At 73.9% G+C, this 19,627-nt stretch carries 16 protein-coding genes and 3 tRNA genes; 8 read left to right on the forward strand and 11 right to left on the reverse strand.

What is annotated here, in order from left to right; all coding sequences use genetic code 11:
- The first annotated feature begins 413 nt into the window (after positions 1–413).
- From ACFYP4_RS07405 to ACFYP4_RS07415, 3 genes are all read left to right on the forward strand, one after another.
- On the forward strand, positions 414–800 hold the full coding sequence (locus tag ACFYP4_RS07405) for a hypothetical protein (protein ID WP_388783568.1): 387 nt from the start codon (positions 414–416) through the stop codon (positions 798–800).
- Positions 801–1,063: 263 nt separating this feature from the next.
- Complete coding sequence (locus ACFYP4_RS07410) at positions 1,064–1,759, forward strand: bifunctional DNA primase/polymerase (RefSeq protein WP_358855937.1); 696 nt, start codon at positions 1,064–1,066, stop codon at positions 1,757–1,759.
- A tRNA-Lys gene (locus tag ACFYP4_RS07415) sits at positions 1,750–1,823 on the forward strand. The genes ACFYP4_RS07410 and ACFYP4_RS07415 overlap by 10 nt, the downstream gene beginning before the upstream one ends.
- 106 nt (positions 1,824–1,929) lie before the next feature.
- On the opposite strand, the gene ACFYP4_RS07420 is transcribed toward ACFYP4_RS07415, so the two are convergent.
- Positions 1,930–3,510: a M6 family metalloprotease domain-containing protein gene (locus ACFYP4_RS07420; RefSeq protein ID WP_358855938.1), complete on the reverse strand. Its 1,581-nt coding sequence runs from the start codon at positions 3,508–3,510 to the stop codon at positions 1,930–1,932.
- Positions 3,511–3,866: 356 nt separating this feature from the next.
- Here ACFYP4_RS07420 and ACFYP4_RS07425 point away from each other — a divergent pair, with 356 nt between their 5' ends.
- Complete coding sequence (locus ACFYP4_RS07425) at positions 3,867–5,819, forward strand: putative bifunctional diguanylate cyclase/phosphodiesterase (protein ID WP_388783572.1); 1,953 nt, start codon at positions 3,867–3,869, stop codon at positions 5,817–5,819.
- Here the strand turns inward: ACFYP4_RS07425 and ACFYP4_RS07430 are convergent.
- Complete coding sequence (locus tag ACFYP4_RS07430; RefSeq protein ID WP_358855940.1) at positions 5,795–6,889, reverse strand: LLM class flavin-dependent oxidoreductase; 1,095 nt, start codon at positions 6,887–6,889, stop codon at positions 5,795–5,797. The two genes, ACFYP4_RS07425 and ACFYP4_RS07430, sit on opposite strands and share 25 nt — an antisense overlap.
- Before the next feature lie 292 nt (positions 6,890–7,181).
- Here ACFYP4_RS07430 and ACFYP4_RS07435 point away from each other — a divergent pair, with 292 nt between their 5' ends.
- The 3 genes from ACFYP4_RS07435 (at position 7,182) to ACFYP4_RS07445 (ending at position 9,408) form a co-directional block, all read left to right on the forward strand.
- Complete coding sequence (locus ACFYP4_RS07435; protein ID WP_358855941.1) at positions 7,182–8,162, forward strand: D-2-hydroxyacid dehydrogenase; 981 nt, start codon at positions 7,182–7,184, stop codon at positions 8,160–8,162.
- 304 nt (positions 8,163–8,466) lie between these two features.
- Positions 8,467–9,225, forward strand: a complete 759-nt coding sequence (locus ACFYP4_RS07440; protein WP_358855942.1) for an IclR family transcriptional regulator C-terminal domain-containing protein — start codon at positions 8,467–8,469, stop codon at positions 9,223–9,225.
- Positions 9,226–9,334: 109 nt separating this feature from the next.
- Positions 9,335–9,408, forward strand: a tRNA-Lys gene (locus tag ACFYP4_RS07445).
- A gap of 87 nt (positions 9,409–9,495) precedes the next feature.
- On the opposite strand, the gene ACFYP4_RS07450 is transcribed toward ACFYP4_RS07445, so the two are convergent.
- The 6 genes from ACFYP4_RS07450 to ACFYP4_RS07475 form a co-directional block, all read right to left on the reverse strand.
- Positions 9,496–10,149: a LuxR C-terminal-related transcriptional regulator gene (locus ACFYP4_RS07450; RefSeq protein ID WP_388783576.1), complete on the reverse strand. Its 654-nt coding sequence runs from the start codon at positions 10,147–10,149 to the stop codon at positions 9,496–9,498.
- Positions 10,134–11,372, reverse strand: a complete 1,239-nt coding sequence (locus tag ACFYP4_RS07455; protein ID WP_388783579.1) for a sensor domain-containing protein — start codon at positions 11,370–11,372, stop codon at positions 10,134–10,136. Before ACFYP4_RS07455 ends, ACFYP4_RS07450 begins: the two co-directional genes overlap by 16 nt.
- A 71-nt stretch (positions 11,373–11,443) precedes the next feature.
- A complete protein-coding gene (locus tag ACFYP4_RS07460) occupies positions 11,444–13,129 on the reverse strand; it encodes a long-chain-fatty-acid--CoA ligase (protein ID WP_388783582.1) in 1,686 nt (561 codons plus the stop codon).
- Positions 13,130–13,261: 132 nt separating this feature from the next.
- Positions 13,262–13,879, reverse strand: a complete 618-nt coding sequence (locus ACFYP4_RS07465) for a lytic polysaccharide monooxygenase (protein WP_388783585.1) — start codon at positions 13,877–13,879, stop codon at positions 13,262–13,264.
- Positions 13,880–14,039: 160 nt separating this feature from the next.
- A complete protein-coding gene (locus ACFYP4_RS07470; protein WP_358851327.1) occupies positions 14,040–15,221 on the reverse strand; it encodes an SPFH domain-containing protein in 1,182 nt (393 codons plus the stop codon).
- Positions 15,222–15,462: 241 nt separating this feature from the next.
- The gene (locus tag ACFYP4_RS07475) at positions 15,463–16,803 is read right to left on the reverse strand and encodes a peptidoglycan-binding protein (protein WP_388783588.1); all 1,341 of its coding nucleotides are present in this window, start codon (positions 16,801–16,803) and stop codon (positions 15,463–15,465) included.
- A 187-nt stretch (positions 16,804–16,990) separates the two neighbouring features.
- On the opposite strand from ACFYP4_RS07475, the gene ACFYP4_RS07480 reads away from it, so the two are divergent.
- Positions 16,991–17,064 (forward strand) — tRNA-Lys (locus tag ACFYP4_RS07480).
- A 114-nt stretch (positions 17,065–17,178) separates the two neighbouring features.
- Here ACFYP4_RS07480 and ACFYP4_RS07485 read toward each other — a convergent pair.
- The 3 genes from ACFYP4_RS07485 to ACFYP4_RS07495 form a co-directional block, all read right to left on the reverse strand.
- Complete coding sequence (locus ACFYP4_RS07485; protein WP_358851329.1) at positions 17,179–17,841, reverse strand: class F sortase; 663 nt, start codon at positions 17,839–17,841, stop codon at positions 17,179–17,181.
- A 10-nt stretch (positions 17,842–17,851) separates the two neighbouring features.
- Entirely contained in the window at positions 17,852–18,439 is a 588-nt protein-coding gene (locus tag ACFYP4_RS07490; RefSeq protein WP_388783591.1) for a hypothetical protein, read from the reverse strand.
- A gap of 114 nt (positions 18,440–18,553) precedes the next feature.
- A complete protein-coding gene (locus ACFYP4_RS07495; RefSeq protein ID WP_358851331.1) occupies positions 18,554–19,333 on the reverse strand; it encodes an HAD-IIA family hydrolase in 780 nt (259 codons plus the stop codon).
- Positions 19,334–19,627 lie beyond the last annotated feature (294 nt).

The following is a 19,627-nucleotide window of genomic DNA, read 5'->3' on the forward strand; positions in this document are numbered from 1 at the left end:
CCGCAGGCGGCCCACGGTTGCAGCCCCGACGGCTGGGAGGCCAACCACGCGGTCCTGGCCCGCCTCTCGGAACACCGGGTGGCCTGGCGACCCTGACCGCCCCTCCGGCGCCCTCACGGGCAGGCGATCAGCGAGACGCCGCCCCCTCCGACGGACGGAGTCCGGCACGCCGCCGCAGGCGGCCCACGGTTGCAGCCCCGACGGCTGGGAGGCCAACCACGCGGTCCTGGCCCGCCTCTCGGAACACCGGGTGGCCTGGCGACCCTGACCCTGGCCGCCACCCCGGGGTCGCGCGGGAGCCGGCGCCCGTGACCGAGGCCGCTTGCCCCGGGGCCCTCTTGCACCGGCAGGGGACAATGGACGGTGGCCCGCGCCGGACGCGGGGCACCGGAACCGTACGAGGAGGAGAAGACATGGCGGAGCCCACGCCGCGTCGGAACGAACCGCAGCTACGCCCCGCGCCCCTGCTCTTCGAGCCGGCGGAGGCCGCCGGCGACCCGGAGCACTTCTTCGACCTGGAGTCGATAGACGACCCGCGGGCCCTGCTCGCGCGGGCCACGGAGCTGACCCAGGCGTTCCGTGCCGCGGCCGACCGTGCCGTGGAGTTCCAGGCCATCGCCGCCGCCCAGCTCGCCGACCCGCGCCGCTTCGACCGGCTGACGACCGCCGCCATCGCCGAGCGCGCCCAGTGGACCGAGGACTACGCGAAGAAGATGGTCGAGTTCGGCCGCGACCTGCTGCGCAGCGGTACGGACGGAAGCGGCCGCAGCCACGGGCACGGGATCGGCGACCACGCCTGAGCCCCGGCCCCGCGCCGCCGGAAGCCCCGCACGGGCACGCGCCCCCGGTCGCCCGAGCACGGGCACGCGGTGCGCGAGGCGCGGTGCACGGCACGCCGTGCGCGAGGCGCGGTGCACGAGGTCCGTTGGTCCGGTGGTCCGGTCCGGCCTCAAGGCTGACTGGCATATGCCAGGCGGGCAAGATACTCCCCTCCCCGGCCCCCTGTCCGGACTTTCGGCAACTCTCCGGAACGGAACGCTCACACCGGGTAGATCTTGACGGCATGAGCAGCTCACGGAACCTCGCAGGCACGTCCCCGCACGGCTCCGGCGTGGCCGCGCCGCCCTCCGGCCGCTTCGACGCCCCGGGCGTCACCTCCGACGTATCGGGCGTCACCGCGGAGGGAGCCGCCTGGCTGGCCTCCGCAGGCACGCACCCGCGCAGCACCCTCGCACTCTGGGAGGAGCGGCCCGGCGCCCCGGTCGTCCTGCCCTGCGGCACCGCCTTCGACGTCGTCAATGCCCCCGCGATCTTCGGACGGCGAATGCTCGGCCGGCTGCGGGACGAGGGCCCCGGTTCGGGTCCGGTGGCCGCGTACCGCGGACGGATGCTCCTGTTCGCGGCGCCCGGCACTGCGCAGCGGCTGCCGTCCCTCCTCCGGTGGGAGGACTGGGGCTCCCGGGCGGACGGGAGGCCCGGCCGGTGCGGCGCGATTCCGCCGCTGCTGTGCCACGGCACGGGCGACGCCGTGACCGTGCCCGCCCTGTCCGCGGCGCCGGCCGAGAGTGCCCCTGACCGGCCGGAATCCCGCTGGCTCGTGGCTCCCGACACCCGCGGGCCCTGGCTCCCCGGGCCCGAGGTTCTGCTCTGGGCGGCGGTCCGGGCGGCCCGCGCGGCCGCCTCCGCTGCGGTGCGGATATCGATTTTTCCTCCCGCCGATCAGGGTGCTAAGGTCTACGACGTCAGCAGGCGCCGCTAGCTCAGTTGGTTAGAGCAGCTGACTCTTAATCAGCGGGTCCGGGGTTCGAGTCCCTGGCGGCGCACGTTGGCGATGGCGAGACAAGTTCGTGGAAACGCGAATCTGTCTCGCCATCGTTGTTTTCCCGAGTACCTTCGCGATCGTTGTCGCGATCGTCTTCGCGGCCGGGCTCAATGAGGCGTGATCTTCACCGTCCAGGAGCCCGACGCCGTGCGGTCCTCCACCTCGACACTGACGTTCTCGCCCGGCACGGTGAAGCTCTCGCCGACTCCGACCGGGGCGTCCGCCAGCGGCGGGTAGACCGAGTCTCCCCAGCAGCCCTCGGAGCGGGGATGCGCGTCGAGCACCTCGATGGGGCCGCTGCCGGACTCGGTCTGACTGCGCACGCGGTACACGAGGACGCCCTGCGTACAGGTCGAGCCGTCGTTGCCCGCCGGGGCGCGCACCTCGATGCCGAGCGCGCTGTCCGGGCCCGTGCGGACCACGGCGAGCTTCGTGCCGCGTCCCGTGCCCAGGGTGCGCGCGCCCAGGCCGACGGCCGGTATGCCGGAACCGATCGGCCGCTCGGACGAGCCGACGATCCGCCCGCCGGAACCGACGGGCTGAGCGCCCGACACCAGGGACCGTCGGCCCGCTCCCGAGCTGCCCGCGCCTGAGCTGCCCGAGCCCGCGCCCGCGTCCGCCTCCGCCTCCGCCGCCGCCGCCGGAGCCTGGTCGCCGGATCCCGGGATGCGCCCGGCGGGCCGGGGCGGGACACCCCCGGAGCCCGGCGTCCCGGACTCGGCGGCCTCCGTCACCGGTGGGCCCGCGGCCGCCGTCTCCGCCGGTCCCGTGGACAGCGGTTCGAGGGTGAGGCGGGTGCTGCCGGAGCCCTTGACGCAGGTGACCTGGTGCGGGTCCAGCCAGCCCAGCTTCCACTTGTGCCAGCCGAACAGGTCGGGTGAGAGGCCGAACTGACTGCCCATGAGGTCCCAGTCGCCGACGTGCGTGTCCCAGTCGCCCTTGCCGTCCGTGGGGCGGTGATAGAGGTCGGGCAGATCGAAGACGTGACCCGTCTCGTGGGCGAGGACCAGGCGGTCCGGCGGGTGTTTCTCGAAGACCGTGACCACGCGCCGGATCTCCTTGCCGTCCGCGCGCAGCGGGGTGTCGAGGTTGACCACCTTCGTCGCGTCCGAGTCGACGCCCGGCGCGTCCGGATCGGCCACGAAGTAGACGATGTCGTACCGCGAGAAGTCGATTTGGCCGTCGGCCGCCCTGAGGGCGTCGCGGAGGTAGGCGCCCCGGTGTGCCGCGTTCCAGTCGCGCCGTATGGCGTACGCGGTGGAGGCACGCGGCATCCGGATCCACCGGTGCTGCGGATGCGGGCGCAGCGTGAACTTGCCGTAGGAGGCACGTTCGAAGAAGCGGGTCGTGTCCGGGAAATAGTCGGCGGTGAGTTCGTCGGGTGTGGTCATGGGGGCCGAATCGGGGAAAGAAAGGAACACCATGACCGCGTCGAGGGCGCGGGTGGGGCGCGGATAGGAGGCGTTCCAGGTGTCGACGCCCTCCGAGTGGTGCGCCGGGGTCCGCCTCAGGACGCACGGCGCCGCGAGCGGTTCGGCGAGCGCGGGCGCGGTGACCAGGGAGGTCGCGGCCAGCGCGGTCATCGAGGTGAACGCGGCGGCGGTACTGCGCAACCGGGGCGCCCCGTCCCGGGCGAGTCCCTTCAGGGCCTCGCGGGTGAGCCCCTTCAGTGGCAGCGGACGCGGCACATCGACCTCCGGATGCGGTTGTCAGGACACCGCACCCAGCCTGTGGGTATTTGTAGTGCTACGCCCTGTTTGTCTGCACCAGAAGAGTGAGAGTGCTCCGACGGCGACACCCCCGAGCACTCACGGACCGTCACAAGCGATCGACTCGGTAAGGAAGCTGGCCAGGGGCGGGCAGAAACGATCTGCCAGCAGGGGTGCCCGTTCCCGGACGCCGCACGGTGGCTGGAAGGCCCCGGGGGCAACCTCTATGATCGGCACACTTTCCTGCACGGGCCCGGCTTGTGCGGCCGTCCCCCGTTCGGCCGAGTACCCCGACGAGACTTATACGAAGATCGAGTGCACTGCGGGAGCGAGCGGTGAGCGGAACCTCCGAAGGGCCGGCGCCCGCGGCGGACTTCGTCCGGCGGGCTGTCACAGAGCGTCACATCGACACACCTTCTCGTACGGTGATGTCGCCGCATCCGTCCGACGGAGCACCCCCGGGCCCCGTCTCCGGGGAGGTCCACCGGGAGCATCCCCAGCCCCTCACCGACGCGGCACCCGGCACCGGGCCCTCCCCTCTGCCGGGCCGCACCCGCGGTGCCGCCTTCGCCGCCGCCCCCCTCGCCATGGCCGTCGTCGACCGCGGGGACGTGATCGTCACCGCCAACGAGACGCTCGGCCTGCTGCTGGGCACCGGCTCGGCCTCGCTCGACGGGCGGACCGCCTCCGACCTGGTGGACCTGGCGTCCGACGCCCGCACCTGGCACGCGTACCGCGAGGTGCTGCGCGGCCGGCAGGCGCGGCTGCGCTGCACGCGCCGGATCAGGCACCCCGACGGGCACTCCCTCTGGGTCCAGGTGACGGTGACCCCGCTGCCCGGGGAGGAGGCCGTCCTGATGTCGGTCGCCGACATCAGCTCACGCCGTGAACTCCAGGCGCGGCTGCGCCACTTGCAGATGCACGACCCCGTGACCCGGCTGCCCAACCGCACCCTGTTCTTCGAGCGCCTCACGGCCGCGCTGGAGACGGACGCGTACGAGGAGGGCGGCACCGGCCGGATCGGGCTGTGCTACCTGGACCTCGACGGGTTCAAGGCGGTCAACGACACCCTCGGCCACCGGGTCGGCGACCGGCTGCTGGGGGCCGTGGCCGAACGTCTGACGCGCTGCGCCGAACAGGCGGGCCACGCGCGGGCCGCCACGCCCCTGGTGGCCAGGCTCGGCGGCGACGAGTTCGCGCTGCTGGTCGAGGACTCCACCGGCACCGAACAGCTCGCCGACCTCGCCGAGTCCGTACTGAAGGCGCTGGAGGTCCCCTTCGACCTGTCCGGCCGGCGACTGTCGGTGTCGGCGTCCATCGGCGTCGTGGAGCGCCGTGCGGCGGGGACCACGGCGACCGGGCTGATGCAGGCCGCGGACACGACGCTGTACTGGGCGAAGGCCGACGGCAAGTCGCGCTGGACGCTCTTCGACCCGGAGCGCAACGCACACCGCATGACGCGCCAGGCCCTGTCCTCCACCCTGCGCCCGGCCGTGGACCGCGGCGAATTCACACTCGAATACCAGCCGTTGGTGAGCATGGAGGACGGCGGGGTGCGCGGGGTGGAGGCGCTGGTGCGCTGGAACCACCCGCAGTTCGGGATGCTGACGCCGAATCGGTTCATCGGTCTGGCCGAGGAGGACGGTTCGATCGTGCAGCTGGGCCGGTGGGTGCTGGCGACCGCCTGCCGGCAGGCGCGGCGCTGGCAGCTGGACCATCCGGACACGGACCCGATCTTCGTCAGCGTGAACGTGGCCGTGCGCCAGGTGTGGGACTCCGACCTGGTCGCGGACGTGGCGCAGATCCTCGCGGAGACCCAACTCCCACCGCACCTGCTTCAGTTGGAGCTGACGGAGTCCGCGGTGATGGGCTCGGCCGGGCGTCCGCTCCAGGCGCTGCAGGCGCTCAGCGACATGGGCGTACGGATCGCCATCGACGACTTCGGCACCGGCTACTCGAACCTGGCGTACCTCAGCCGGCTGCCGGTCTCGGTCCTGAAGCTCGACGGCTCCTTCGTCCGCAGCTTCCAGTACGAGACCCTCGACGGCGCGGACGGCCATTCCGACTCCGCCGACGAGGTCATCGTCGAGGCCCTCGTCCAACTCGCGCACCGGCTGGGCCTGACGGTCACCGCCGAGTGCGTGGAGACGTCCGCGCAGGCCACCCGACTGCGCGGAATCGGCTGCGACACCGGGCAGGGGTGGCTCTACTCCCGTCCGGTGGCACCGGAGCGCATCTCCGAGCTGCTGGCGTCACCGGCCGTTCAGGCGGGCGCCGGCAAACCGTAGGCGTCCGCGATCAGTTCGTAGGAGCGCAGGCGCAGCTCGCCGCTGTGCGCGTTGCCCGTGATCATCAACTCGTCGGCGCCGGTGCGCTTCTGGAGGTCGTCGAGGCCGGCCCGCACCTCGTCGGCGGTGCCGTGGACGACGTTGGCGTTCCAGCTGTCGACGAACTCCCGCTCCATGGGCGAGAAGTCGTACGCCTCCGCCTCCTCGGGTGTCGGGACGAGACCGGGGCGGCCGGTGCGCAGCCGGACCATGTTCAGGGCGGCGGCCAGGACCTGGCGGCGGGCCTCCCTCTCGTCGTCCGTGGCGAGGGCGGAGACCCCGATGAGTGCGTACGGCGCGTCCAGCACCGCGCTCGGCCGGAAGGACTCGCGGTAGAGGTCGAGGGCCGGGATGGTGTTGTGGGCCGAGAAGTGGTGCGCGAAGGCGAACGGGAGGCCGAGGACGCCGGCGAGACGGGCGCTGAAGCCGGAGGAGCCGAGGAGCCAGACCGGGGGCCGGTGCGGGGACTGCACTCCGCCGGGCGAGGTCGACTGGACCGGGCCGGGGACCGCGTGGATGCGGGCGTACGGGTGGCCGTCGGGGAAGTCGTCGTCCAGGAAGCGGGTCAGCTCGGCGAGCTGTTCGGGGAAGTCGTCGGCGCCTTCGTTCAGCCGGTCCGTGCGGCGCAGGGCCGCCGCGGTGGCGCCGTCCGTGCCGGGTGCCCGGCCGAGGCCGAGGTCGACGCGGCCCGGCGCCATCGCCTCCAGCGTGCCGAACTGCTCCGCGATCACCAGCGGCGCGTGGTTCGGGAGCATCACGCCGCCCGAGCCCAGGCGGATGCGGTGCGTGTGGGCGGCGAGGTGGGCGAGGATCACGGCAGGCGAGGACGAGGCCACGCCCGGCATGGAGTGGTGTTCGGCCACCCAGTAGCGGTGGAAGCCGCGGGATTCCGCGAGGCGGGAGATGTCGACGCTGGTGCGGAGGGCGTCGGTCGCGGTCCGGCCCGCGCCGACCGTCACCAGGTCCAGTACGGAGAGGGGTACCGGGGCGGTGCCCTGCGCCCTGCCTCGGATGTCGTCCGTCTCTGTCACCGGGGTGCCTCCTGCTCGGTACGTCACGCTGTACGCGGAGTGCTAACAGGAGGGTGTCCCCGCTTATTCCCGTAGGGCACGGTGCCGGTCCCGGGGCCGGCCCCGGAGGTGTTCCGCCCCGGGGGTGTTCCCGCCGCTGACGAGGGGCGCCGGGTGCGGTCGTTCGAGACGGACCGTGCGGGGCCCCTGTTGACGAAGGGGGGTCCGGGTGCGAGCGTGGTCGGTCCGCGCATCTCGGACGCCCGCGGCCCACCCTCCCTTCCTCTTTCCCTCCCAGCGAAGCGGACGCGCCTTGCGAAACGGTCTCTCCTCGACGTCCGGCGGCCGGTCCGAAGCGACCCTTCTCGTCCTCGACGCCGAGCCGCTCCCCCGCCTCGGCCGGCTCACCGGCCGGGTGCGGATCGAGCACGCCGACGAGTCCACGCTGGCCGAGCGGCTGCCACGGGCGGACGTACTGCTGGTGTGGGACTTCACCTCGCACGCGGTGCGCCGCGCCTGGCCCGGCGAGGGCCCGCGCCCGCGCTGGGTGCACACGGCGAGCGCCGGTGTGGACCACCTCATGTGCCCCGAACTCGTCGCCTGCGACACGGTGGTGACCAACGCGCGCGGTGTCTTCGACCAGCCGGTCGCCGAGTACGTCGCCGCGCTCGTCCTCGCGATGGCCAAGGACCTGCCGCGCACGTGGGCGCTGCAGCACGAGCGGGAGTGGCGCCACCGCGAGACGCAGCGGGTGGCGGGCACCCGGGCGTGCGTGGTGGGTTCCGGCCCGATCGGGCGGGCGATCGTGACGACCCTCAGGGCACTCGGCGTCACCACCGCGCTGGTCGGCCGGGTGCCGCGGACCGGCGTCCACGGCCCGGACGATCTGGACCGGCTGATGGCGCGGGCCGACTGGGTGGTGTCCGCGGCGCCGTTGACCGAGGCCACGTACGGCATGTTCGACACGCGGCGGTTCGGGGTGATGCAGCCGTCGGCGCGCTTCATCAACGTGGGGCGCGGCGCGCTCGTCGTCGAGGACGCGCTCGCCGAGGCGCTGCGGAAGCGGTGGATCGCGGGCGCGGCCCTGGACGTCTTCCGGCACGAGCCGCTCGGCCCGGACAGCCCGCTGTGGAACGTGCCGGGACTGATCGTGTCGCCGCACATGAGCGGGGACACGGTCGGTTGGCGGGACGAACTCGGTACGCAGTTCGTGGAGCTGTTCGAACGCTGGGCGGCGGGGAGGCCGCTGCGGAACGTGGTCGACAAGCAGCGCGGGTACGTGCCCGGGCACTGACGTCCGGGAACCCGGAGAAGATCTCCGGCGCCCGGAGTACGACCTGCCACGGGAATTCCGCAGCGCCACCCCGGGACCGCGAGGAGTGAACGGGGCGAACCGAGAGGTCCACGCTGCGGAGCATGACGGGCGACGGTGACAGTGGCATATGCCAGAGGGGCGCGTTGCTGCTGAGGGACGGGGAACGCGCCGTCAATCTCGCCAACGGACGCCCACCGCGGGCGTTTTGGTGGTTATCGTGGAGTGAGCCCGCTTCCCGGGCTCGTTCTGTTCCGAGACGGGGCCGAAAGCGCAGGGGGAAACCGTGGCGCTGATGAACGAGCCGACCGCACCACACCACTCGGCCCAGGACGCCCTGCGTGTCCTGGAGACGGTGGCGGGCCGTCCGACGGGTGTCACCTGCACCCGGCTGGCCCGCCTGACCGGCCTCGGCACGGAGCGCCTGACCACGCTCCTGCTGATGCTGCGCCGGGAGGGCTACGTCGAGCAGGTCACCGACGGCGCCTACGTCGCGGGCGCCGCCCTCGGCAGGCTCAGCTCCGCGCACGGCCGCGACCAGGCCCTGCGGGAGAAGCTCCAGCACACCCTCGACCGGCTGCGCGACTCACTGGGCGCCGCCGTCTACATCAGCCGTTACATCGACGGCGAGGTGCACGTCACCCAGTGCGCGCAGGGGCCGACGGCGCCCGCGGTCAACGAGTGGGTGGACTTCCGCTCCTCCGCGCACGCCAGCGCGGTCGGCAAGAGCCTGCTGGGGCAGCTGGATCTCAACGGGCGCCGCGACCACCTCTCCCGCCACAAGATGGCCCGCCTGACCTCGCGCACGATCACCAGCGAGCGGGTGCTGCTCAGCCGGCTGGACGCCCAGCCGCCCACGGTGCCGGTGCTCGACCTCCAGGAGTACGCGGTCGGCACGGTCTGCGCGGCCGTCCCCATCACCGCGGGCTCGTCCGTCGGCTGCCTCGCACTCTCCCTGCCCCTCGAGCACGCGCACCGGCTCCGCCGGGCCGCGGACACCCTGAACCGCGGCGCGGCCCCGGTGCTCCTGTCCCTGGCCCTCTGACGCCCGGATCCCGGCCGCCCGGCCCGCCGCGGGGTGGTCGAAACCACCCCGCGGGACCAGGTATTATTTTTCCTGTCGCCGCCCCGCGAGAGCGGGAGGCGGGAGTCACGCGCCGCTAGCTCAGTTGGTTAGAGCAGCTGACTCTTAATCAGCGGGTCCGGGGTTCGAGTCCCTGGCGGCGCACGGTGGTGGGGGGGGGGGGGGGGGCGGGGGGGGGGGGGGGGGGGGGGGCGGCCGCGCCCCCCCCCCCCCCCCCCCGCCCTCACCGTTTCAGCCCCGGAGGTAGGCAAGCACCGCCAGGACCCGGCGGTGGGTGTCCTGTGCCGGCGGCAGGCCGAGCTTGGCCAGGATGTTCCCGATGTGCTTGCCCACGGCGGCCTCGGTGACGACCAGCTCCCGTGCGATCGCCCCGTTCGACCTGCCCTCCGCCACCAGAGCGAGCACCTCCCGCTCCCGGGGCGTCAGCGCCGCCAGCGGATCGCGCCGCCGCCGCAGCAGCTGCCGTACGACCTCGGGGTCGACGACCGTGCCGCCGGCCGCGACCCGCACCACCGCCCGCGCGAACTGCTCGACCCGACCGATCCGGTCCTTGAGCAGATAGCCGACGCCGGTGCCGTCCCCGGTGTCGAGGAGTTCGGCGGCGTAGGCCCGCTGGACGTACTGGCTGAGCACCAGGACCGGCAGCCCCGGATCGTCCGCGCGCAGGGCCAGGGCCGCGCGCAGCCCCTCGTCCTGGAAGCCGGGCGGCATCCGTACGTCCGTGACGACGAGCCCGGGCGCGTGGACCGCCACCGCCTCCCGCAGGGAGTCCGCGTCCCCGACCGCGGCGACCACCTCGTGCCCGAACCGGGTCAGCACCCCCACGAGCCCCTCGCGCAGCAGCACGCTGTCCTCGGCGAGCACGACTCTCAGCGCGGCAGGCACGGTATCTCCAGAGACAGGACGGTCGGCCCGCCGGCCGGGCTCGTGACGGCCAGTGTCCCACCGAGGACCGCGAGCCGGTCGGCGAGACCGGTGAGCCCGGTGCCCCGGGCCGGGTCGGCGCCGCCCCGTCCGTCGTCCCGCACCTCCACCCGCAGCCGCCCCCGGGCGTACTGGCCGGTGACGCGGGCCAGCGCGGCCCCGCTGTGCCGGCCCACGTTCGTGAGCGCCTCCCGCACCGCGAAGTACGCGGCGGACTCGACGGCATCGGCGAAGCGGGGCAGTTCGGCCGTCACCTCCACGGGGACGGCGGACCGGTCGGCGGCGTCGGCGATCGCGTCCGCGAGCCCGTAGTCGGCGAGCACCTGCGGATGGATGCCGTGGATCAGGTCCCGCAGCTCGCCGAGGACCCGGTCCGCCTCGTGGTGGGCGGCGTCGAGCCCGGCGGCCAGCTCCTCGGGCGCGTCGAGGCGCAGCAGGCCCAGTCTCATGCTCAGTGCCACCAGCCGCTGCTGCGCGCCGTCGTGCAGGTCCCGTTCGATCCGGCGGCGCTCCGCCTCGAAGGCGTCGACCAGCCGGGCCCGTGACCGGGTCACCTCCGCCAGCCGGCGCTCCGCCTCGCGCGGGGCGAGCAGCAGCCGGGCGAGCGCGGCGCGGGCCCGCGCGTACCGGTCGAGGGGCCACAGCAGGAGCAGCAGGAGTACGGCGCCCGCGACGGCGCAGACGGCCGCCGGGCCGTACCCGTCGATGAGCCACAGCTTGGCGACGCGGGTGTCCCCGCCGGTGAGCGCGAGCTGTACCGGTGCCCCGGCCACGGCCCCGGGGAAGACGACCGCGAAGGTCAGGACGAGCAGGTCGAGCGGCCACAGGACGACCGCGAAGAGGACGGTGTACGCCAGTTCGCGCCAGGTCGCCAGCTCGGTCAGCCGCAGCCGGGCCCAGGCGGCGAGGCCGGGTTCGACGGGGGTGCGGTGCGGGGTCGCACGGCCCGGCGGGAGTACGGGTGCCGGGTCGATTAGGCGCAGCCGTCGGCGTTCCAGGATTCCGACGGGCACGCCGGAGAGGGCGAGCAGCACCAGCAGGGGCAGGCCCGCGAGCAGGGGGGTGAGCGCGACGCCCGTGACGGCGAGCACCAGCAGGGCCGCCAGGAGCGGTACGCCGATCAGCACGCCGGTGACGAGGTAGGCGAACGCGCGTACGGCGTCCCGGTGAAGGCTGCTGGTCATGGGGTCACGGTAGGCGGCGCCGCAGGCCGGCGACCATACGCGCAGCGGGCGTACCGGGGGTGGGGCCAGACCTACCCCCGGTGCGGCCCGGGCGTCCGTCCGCGCAGCAGTTCCTCCCGGCCGCGGGCCCGGTACTCCGCCTCCAGCCGCTCCACGTCCGGCTCCCGCAGCCGGCGGTAGGCGCGCTCCCCCGGCGGCCGCCACCAGACGGGGTCCTGGCACCGGAAGCCCTCGCGTCGCAGCGCCGCCCGATGGATCTTGCTGGTGGCGGTGACCGGCATCCGGTCCGCGGTCCGGACGAAGCGGGGGGCCATCTTGGTGCCGAGGTCCGGCTGGGCGAGCAGGAACGCGGCGAAGGCGGCCGGGTCGAAGGAGGCGGCGCCGCGGCGCAGGGCGAGCGTCGCCATCACCTGGTCGCCCGCCACCGGGTCCGGCACCGCGTGGACCGCGACGGCGGTGGCGTCCGGGTACCGGGCGAGGATGTTCTCGATCGTCGCGGCGGCCAGGTTCTCGCTGTCGACGCGCAGCCGGTCGTCGGTGCGGCCCGCGAAGTACAGGTAGCCGTCCGCGTCGCGGTAGAAGAGGTCGCCCGTCCAGTACCAGCCGTCGTGCCGCCTGGCCCGGTCCGCGTCGGGGTTGCGCCAGTACCCCTCGAAGGGGTTGCGGCCGCGGTTCACCAACTCCCCTATTGCCGCTGACCCGTTGAGCAGCCGCCCGTCGTCGGCGAACCGGGCCGCCGGGCACTCCTCGCGGGTGCGGGGGTCGACCACCGCGAGGTCGTCACCGGGTGCCGCCCGTCCGACGGCGCCGGGCGGCGTGCCGGGGGTCCGCCGGATCGCCGCGCCGCCCTCCGAGGAGCCGTAGCCCTCCACGAGCCGTACGCCGAAGCGGCGTTCGAAGGCCGCCGCGTCGACGGCGCCCGCCTCCGTGCCGAAGCCGAGGCGCAGCGGGTTGTCGCGGTCGTCGGGACGGGCCGGGGTCGCCAGGAGGTACTGCACGGCCCGTCCGACGTAGGTGAAGTAGGTGGCTCCGCAGGCCCGTACGTCGGTGAGGAACCCGGAGGCGGAGAAGCGGCGGCGCAGTGCGACGCAGGCGCCGGCCGCGAGGGCGGGCGCCCAGTCGGCGATCACCGCGTTGCCGTGGAACATCGGCATGCAGATGTAGTGGACGTCGTCCCGGCCCGCCCCGAACTGGTCGGCCAGTGACCGGCCGGCGGCCGCCAGGCGCCCCTGGGTGCAGACCGCGGCCTTGGGGGCGCCGGTCGAACCGGAGGTGAAGTACAGGAGGAGGCGGTCGGCGGCGGTGGCCGAGGAGGCGTCGGGCCCGGCGCCCTCGTACGGGGCGAGCAGGGCGGAGTACGCGTCGGTGTCGGTCACCAGGACACGTACGCCCGGGAGTTCGAGGCCGTCCAGCAGGGGCAGGTGCGCGCGCTCGGTGATCAGCACGCGGCAGTCGGTGTGGCGGATGTCGCGGGCCAGTTCGGGGCCGCGCCGTGTGGGGTTGACCCCGGCGACGGCGGCCCGGGCGAGGGCGGCCGCGCTCAGCCACATTGGGTACTCCGGGGTGTTGTCGAGCAGGACTCCCACATGGGGTTCCGCGCCCGGCGGCAGCAGTTCGGCCAGCAGGGCCGCCCGCGCCGCCGCGCCCGCGGCCACCTGGTGGTGACTGAGCCACCGGCCCTCGAACCACAGTCCCGGCCGGTGGTCGTCCCACCGGTCCCCCACGAGTTCCGCGACGGTACGCCCCATGGACCCCATGGCAGCGCACCATAACTGACGTGTCGTCAGATGACGATGCCCGCGACGTCCGTGGCCCCGGACACCACGTCGCGCGCCGCGACCGGAGGCGGTCGCGGCGCGCACACGGACCCGGCCCGGGCCGCGCGTGGGTCAGAAGGTGACGTCCGAGCAGGCGTAGAACGCGTTCCCGGTGTCGGCGACCGTCCACACCGCGAGGATGACGTGGTGACCGCTCCGGCCGCCGGGGACGGTGCCGCTGTGCGAGAGCGTGGACGGCGGACGCTGGCTGTTGTACGGGACGGTGAGGAACGGCGTGGTGTCCAGGTCCGAGCGGCTGAGCGCGTGGTTCTGGTTCCAGCCGTTCTTGGTGATGTAGTACTTGAAGTCGGTCGTGGCGTGCATGGCCGTGAACTGCCACCGGAAGGTGTAGCTCTGGCCGCCGGTGACCCGGGTCGTCGGCCAGGCGCCGCCGCCCGGCCTCGTCGGCTGGTTGAGCACGCCGAAGTTGCCGTGACCCGCCGAACAGATCTGGCCGTCGGCGGGCCCGCCCGCGGGGAAGCCCTTGGGGCCCTCGACGCTCTGCGGCTCCCACTGGATGTCACCGCAGCCGGTCACGGTGCCGTTCTGGCAGAGCTTCTGCCGGCTGACGGGGAGGTCGGTGTAGCCGTGGCCGCTGGCGCCGGCGCTGGAGAGCACCAGCGTTCCGGCCGTGGCGAGGCCGACCGCGCCCGCGTACCACTTCGTCTTCTTGGTCGTCCGTATTCGCATGCTGCCGCTCCTGGAGAACATGGGGGAGGTTCCGTGAGCCGTACGCGCGCACCGCGATGTTGCAGGTCTAGACCAAGTCCCACATTATTGCCGGTAGTTGAACATGTCCATACCAATCTCGGAGCCAGTTCGCGTACCGGTGCCGCTCGTCGCCGTCCGCTCAGGTCGCGTCCGCGGTCCGCCCGGTGCAGAACGCCACCGTCAGGTCCTTGACCAGCGCCTTGCGTTCGTAGTCGTCGAGTTCGACCAGGCCTCGCAGGGTCAGCCGGGTCACCGTGTCCTCGACGGAGTCGACGACCGAGGCGAGTACGGAGTCGCGGTGCTGGGCGTCCAGCGCGGCGATCCGGCGCCGCTGCATCCGGGACGCGACCTCGGGGGCGTACTCGATCCGGGTCGGCTGCACCGAGAACACCTCCAGGCCGACGGGCGCCGTGTCCGCGGCCACCAGCCGGGTCAGCGCCTCGCCGACCGCCTCGCTGTTGCGCAGGGTCGGACCGTCCGCGCCGAACCCGCCGCGGACGGTCCCCGGCCGGTCGGCGGGCAGGTGCGAGAGCACCCGGGCCAGCGCCGCCTCCACGCACTCCCGCAGATAGGCCTCGTGGTCCTCGACGCCGAGCGTGGCGCGCGCGGTGTCCTTGACCCGCCACACCACGAGCGCCACCACCCGCAGCGCGACCCCGTTCACGTCGACCGCGGACATCGGTTCGCTGCGCCAGTGCCGCAGCCGCACGTCGACCCGGCGGCGCAGCACCAGCGGGTTGACCCACATCAGGCCGGTGCGCCGGACCGTGCCCCGGTAGCGCCCGAAGAGGCCGAGCACCCAGGCCCGCCCGGTGCGGCCCCGGGCCAGCCCGCCGAAGCCGAACAGGCCGAGCGCGCCGGCCCCGGCGTATCCGGCCCACTGCGCGGGGCCGAGCCCGGCGCCCGAAAGGCCCGGGAAGGGGGAGGGCGCGGCGGCGGGCAGCACGCCCGCCCACCACGAGGTGACCAGGCAGCCGGCCAGCCCGCACGCCCCGGCCAGCACACCCGCCGCTCCCGGCAGCACCCGCGCCGGGCGTTCGGCCAGTTCCGGGTCGACCCCGGGGACCGGCCGGGGCCGCGCCGGTACGGGGCGCCGCACCCGCGGCTGTTCGCCGGTGCCGCGCCGGCGTCCCACCACGGCGGGCGCGACCGGCACCGACACCGGGTCGGGGTCGTCCCGGAAGAGCAGGTGGACGGGGATCTCGGTGGTCGCCTCGTTCTGGATGAGCCGGGCCGGCCGCAGCACGGCCTCGGCCACCGCCTCCAGGGGTCCGGACGGCGCCCCCTCGGATTCCGGGGTGTGTGAAGTCGTCGTAGTCATACGTGCCTCCATGCCTCCGCGCCTGGAAGTGTTGTCACGAACCGCGCCGGTGCGTCGCCGTACCGGCACAGGGGTACGCCCGTACGCATGTCGCCGTACCGGCAGGGGGTGCGCCCGTACGCATGTGGCCGTACCGGCACCGGGGTGCGCCCGCCTGGATGCCGCCGTACCGGCACGGGGGTGCACCGGCGCGCCGGGCGGCGAGCGGGTGCGTGGGGGGTGGTGCGTCACGGGGGACGCGTCAGGAGAAGAGCCGTCGCCAGGTCTCCGGTCCCGGATAGCCGTCGGCCGCGCCGCCCCGCCAGCCCTGGGCCCGCTGGAACGCCTCGACGTTGCGCCGGTCCGCCTCGCCCCAGCGCGGCCCCGGACCCTTGGTGTAATGCGCGCCGAACCCCTTCCTGACCAGCTGCTGCCCGAGGCGTGTGACGTGGACGTTGTCCGCCCCGGGCCGGAACAGCGCCCGGCCCGGATAGCCGGGCACCCCGTGCGAGGAGGGGTCCGGCGTCGTGGATCCCGGGCTCCCGGCCGGGATGTCTCTGCCCCGCTTGCCCACCAGGTACGACCAGGTCGTCGGCCCCGGCAGTCCGTCGGCGCCCGCCCCGCTCCAGCCCTGGGCACGCTGGAAGGCCTGAGTGGCCAGCCGGTCGGCGTCCGACCAGCGCGGGCCCGGCCCCGTCCGGTAGAACCGGGCGCCGCCCCGCTCCACCAGGAGCCGGCCCAGCCGCGTGACGTGGGCGTTGTTCGCGCCCGGTCCGAAGTACCCGGCCCCGGGGAAGCGCGAGGACTTCCCGTCGGAGCCGCCCGGATCCGCCGGCGCGGCCGGGCCCGGCTCGCCGGCCGCTCCTTCCGCCAGCCCCTTGTAGCGGTACGCCAGATAGCGGTCGGAGTTGCTCCAGTACGCGTAGGGGGTCGACAGCTTCCGGGTGTACGGGCGGGTCTGCTCGTACGCGAGGTAGTACGTGTGCGTGGAGTCCGCCCAGCCGCCGAAGACGACCACGTGCGAGCCGTTCTCGGGGTTGCTCGGATTGTGGAAGAGGAGGATGTCCCCGGGTTCCAGCGCCCCCTTGGTCGTGCGCACGCCGAAGGTGGGGAGACTGCCCGTCCATTCGTTCCTGGGCAGGTTCCAGGCCATCGACACGAAGCCCGAGCAGTCCTGCCGGTACCCGTCCGACCAGTACTTGGTCATGTTGTACGGCACCTCGGCCGCGACCCACTTGTTCGCCCGGTTGATGATCTCGGCCCGGGTGGTGGCCGGCACGGCCACCACGGCGGGCGCACCGGGACGCTCCGGTTTCCCCGCCGGGCCGTGCAGCGGGGCCTTCTCGCCCTGGGGGGTGTCGGGCGGCTCGTCGCCCACCGGGAGGCCCGGCCTGGCGGGAGCGTGGGCGACGGCGACCGCGGGCACCGAGTGTCCCGCGCCGAGGACGGTGCCCGCCGCGGCCGCCAGCGCGAGCGCCCGCGCCGCGGGACGGGCCGGTCCGGGTGACGAGACCGCGGCGGCCTCGGCACGGCGCCGGACGGCACAGCCGGAGCATTCGCAGTCGCTCGCGGGATCGAATTCCTCGAACACCGGAGTCTCCATGCGACGCCCCTCACACTCCAAATCGAAATGTCCGCATTTCTGCACGATCGTCAGTTTCTCAATCGTCCCCCGTTGTCGCATGTTGACGGTCCGAATGATGTACGGCACCCTCCGCGCACGCCGACGCACCGGGAGCTCACGGACCGGACCACCTCCCGGAATCGGGTAGAGTTCTCCAGGTCAGCGCGCGCCGCTAGCTCAGTTGGTTAGAGCAGCTGACTCTTAATCAGCGGGTCCGGGGTTCGAGTCCCTGGCGGCGCACAGACAGACCGATGGGGCCCCTCGCCGATGGCGAGGGGCCCCATCGTCGTCTGCGCCCTGAGGGTCGGCACGCCCCGCCTTCGCACATACGGGTGATGCCCGGGGCCGGGCGGGTCATGTGCTGCTGCCGGTGAGGTACGCGGAGACGACCACGTTCGCCGTGTACGAGCGGCTGGCCCGGTCGAAGGTGCCGCCGCAGGTCACCAGCCGCAGCTCGGCCCGTCCGGGCTCGCGCGGCCCGTAGGCCCGCCGGGCGTCGAAGCGGTCGCGCGGGAGGACCTGCACGTCGTCGACGGTGAACTCGGCGACCGTGCCGTCGTCGCGGAGCACCCGGACCCGGTCGCCGGGCCGCGCCGAGCTGAGCCGGTAGAAGACGGCGGGCCGGGTCTCGGTGTCGACGTGTCCCACGAACAGGGCGGTGCCCGCCGCACCCGGCCGCGCACCGGCCGCGTACCAGCCGACCACGCCCGGCCGGTCGTAGGGCGGCGGCTCGATCGCGCCCTGCCGGTCCAGGCCGCCCGCCACCACCGGAGCCCGGATCCGCAGCGCCGGGACGTCGAGGCGCTGGGGCCGCGCCTGCCGCAACGGCTCGTGCGCGGGCGGCAGCCGGGCATCCCGGGAACGGCCGGCGCCGGCCACGTCTCCCGTGACCGGCGCCGCCCCCTGCCGTACGTCGGTCACCTCGCGGCCCCAGAGCCACAGCCCCAGCAGCAGAACCGCCCAGGCGGCGCCCGTCGTCAGGCGCCCGGCACCGGAGGAGCGTTCCCCGTCGGTCATGTCGGGTTCCTCATCCGCCGCCGCGGTCCCGGCGGGCGCTGCGCACCGCGACGGCCACCGCGGCGGCGCTCGCGAGGACCAGGCCGATCACGGCCTGCCCGGTACCCGGTCCGGTGGCGCGGGTGTCGACGGACGCGAAGTGGGCGGTGCCTCCGCCGCCCGCCCGCACCGGCGCGACCGGTGAGGCCGGCGCGGACGAGGCGGGCTGCTCCGGCCGGTCCGCGGGGCGGCTCGCCGGGTCCGAGGCGGCCCGGCCCGGCCCGTCCGCCCGGGCGACCGTGAGCGTGCCCCTGACCTTGTCGTCGACGCCGTCGCAGGTGACCTGCACGCCGTAGGTGCCGGGCTTCAGCGAGGAGCGGACCCGGCTCTCCCCGACGAGGGCGCCGTCGCCGCCCGTGAGCCGGGCGTCCGCGACGAACGCCGGGGACTTCGCGACGCCGGTCCTGTCCTTGCAGCCCGTCGCCCGCAGCGTGATGTCGGAGCCGGGGGCGGGGGGCGAGGGGGTGACGGAGACGGCCGCGTCGGCCGCGTACGCCGCGGGCGTGAACGCGGCGGCGAGCACCGCTCCGGTACAGAGTGTGAGTCGCAGTGAACCCATCGTGAACCTCCAGACACCTGGAGACTCTCCCTCCGGGACGGCAGTCGCATCCCGGGGAGGGCAATCGCTGCTCCGTTCGGGCGGATTTCCGCCGCCCGAGGCATGGAACGCGGTTCAGACGCGTTCGATCAGGTCCGCGATGGAGTCCACGACCTTGGAGGGGCGGTAGGGGTACCGCTCGATCTCGGCGGGCGTGGTCAGGCCGGTGAGCACCAGGAACGTCTCCATGCCCGCCTCCAGACCGGCGAGGACGTCCGTGTCCATCCGGTCACCGATCATCGCGCTGCTCTCCGAGTGCGCCCCGATGGCGTTCAGGCCGGTCCGCATCATCAGCGGGTTCGGCTTGCCCGCGAAGTACGGCTGCTTGCCGGTCGCCTTGGTGATCAGCGCGGCGACCGCGCCGGTGGCGGGCAGCGGCCCCTCCGCCGAGGGGCCGGTCTCGTCGGGGTTGGTGCAGATGAAGCGGGCGCCGCCGTTGATCAGCCGGACCGCCTTGGTCATGGCCTCGAAGGAGTACGTCCGGGTCTCGCCCAGCACCACGTAGTCGGGCTCGTGGTCGGTGAGCACGTACCCGATGTCGTGCAGCGCGGTGGTCAGGCCCGCCTCGCCGATGACGTACGCCGTGCCGCCGGGCCGCTGGTCCTCCAGGAACTTGGCGGTGGCCAGCGCGGACGTCCAGATGTTCTCCACCGGCACGTCCAGACCCATGCGCTGGAGCCTGGCGTGCAGGTCACGGGCGGTGTAAATGGAGTTGTTGGTCAGCACCAGGAAGGGCCGGCCCGACTCCCGCAGCTTCCTGATGAAGGCGTCGGCGCCGGGGATCGGCACACCCTCGTGGATGAGCACACCGTCCATGTCGGTGAGCCACGATTCGATGGGCTTGCGGTCTGCCATGCCGTTCTCCTGCCGTACGCGGTGCTGCGTGGCCCTCAGCCTAGCGATCAGTTGTCGGCCGGGGTCCGCCACTTCTCGACGTCACTCTGGCGGTTCCGGTCGATCCCGGTCCAGGGGCGGTCGGTCTCGGTCCAGGGGGCGGTCGGTCTCGTCCAGGGGCGGTCGGCCGGTTCGAGCCCCGCCCACGCGGGCCGGGGGCCGTCGGGCTCCGCCGACCGAGGGGACTCGGGAGTCCATCCGGGGTGTTCCTGGCGTGGCGGCTCCCGAGGGGCGGTGCGGATGGCAGGTCATATG

The organism is Streptomyces sp. NPDC005551 (assembly GCF_042871785.1).
Classification (GTDB): domain Bacteria; phylum Actinomycetota; class Actinomycetes; order Streptomycetales; family Streptomycetaceae; genus Streptomyces.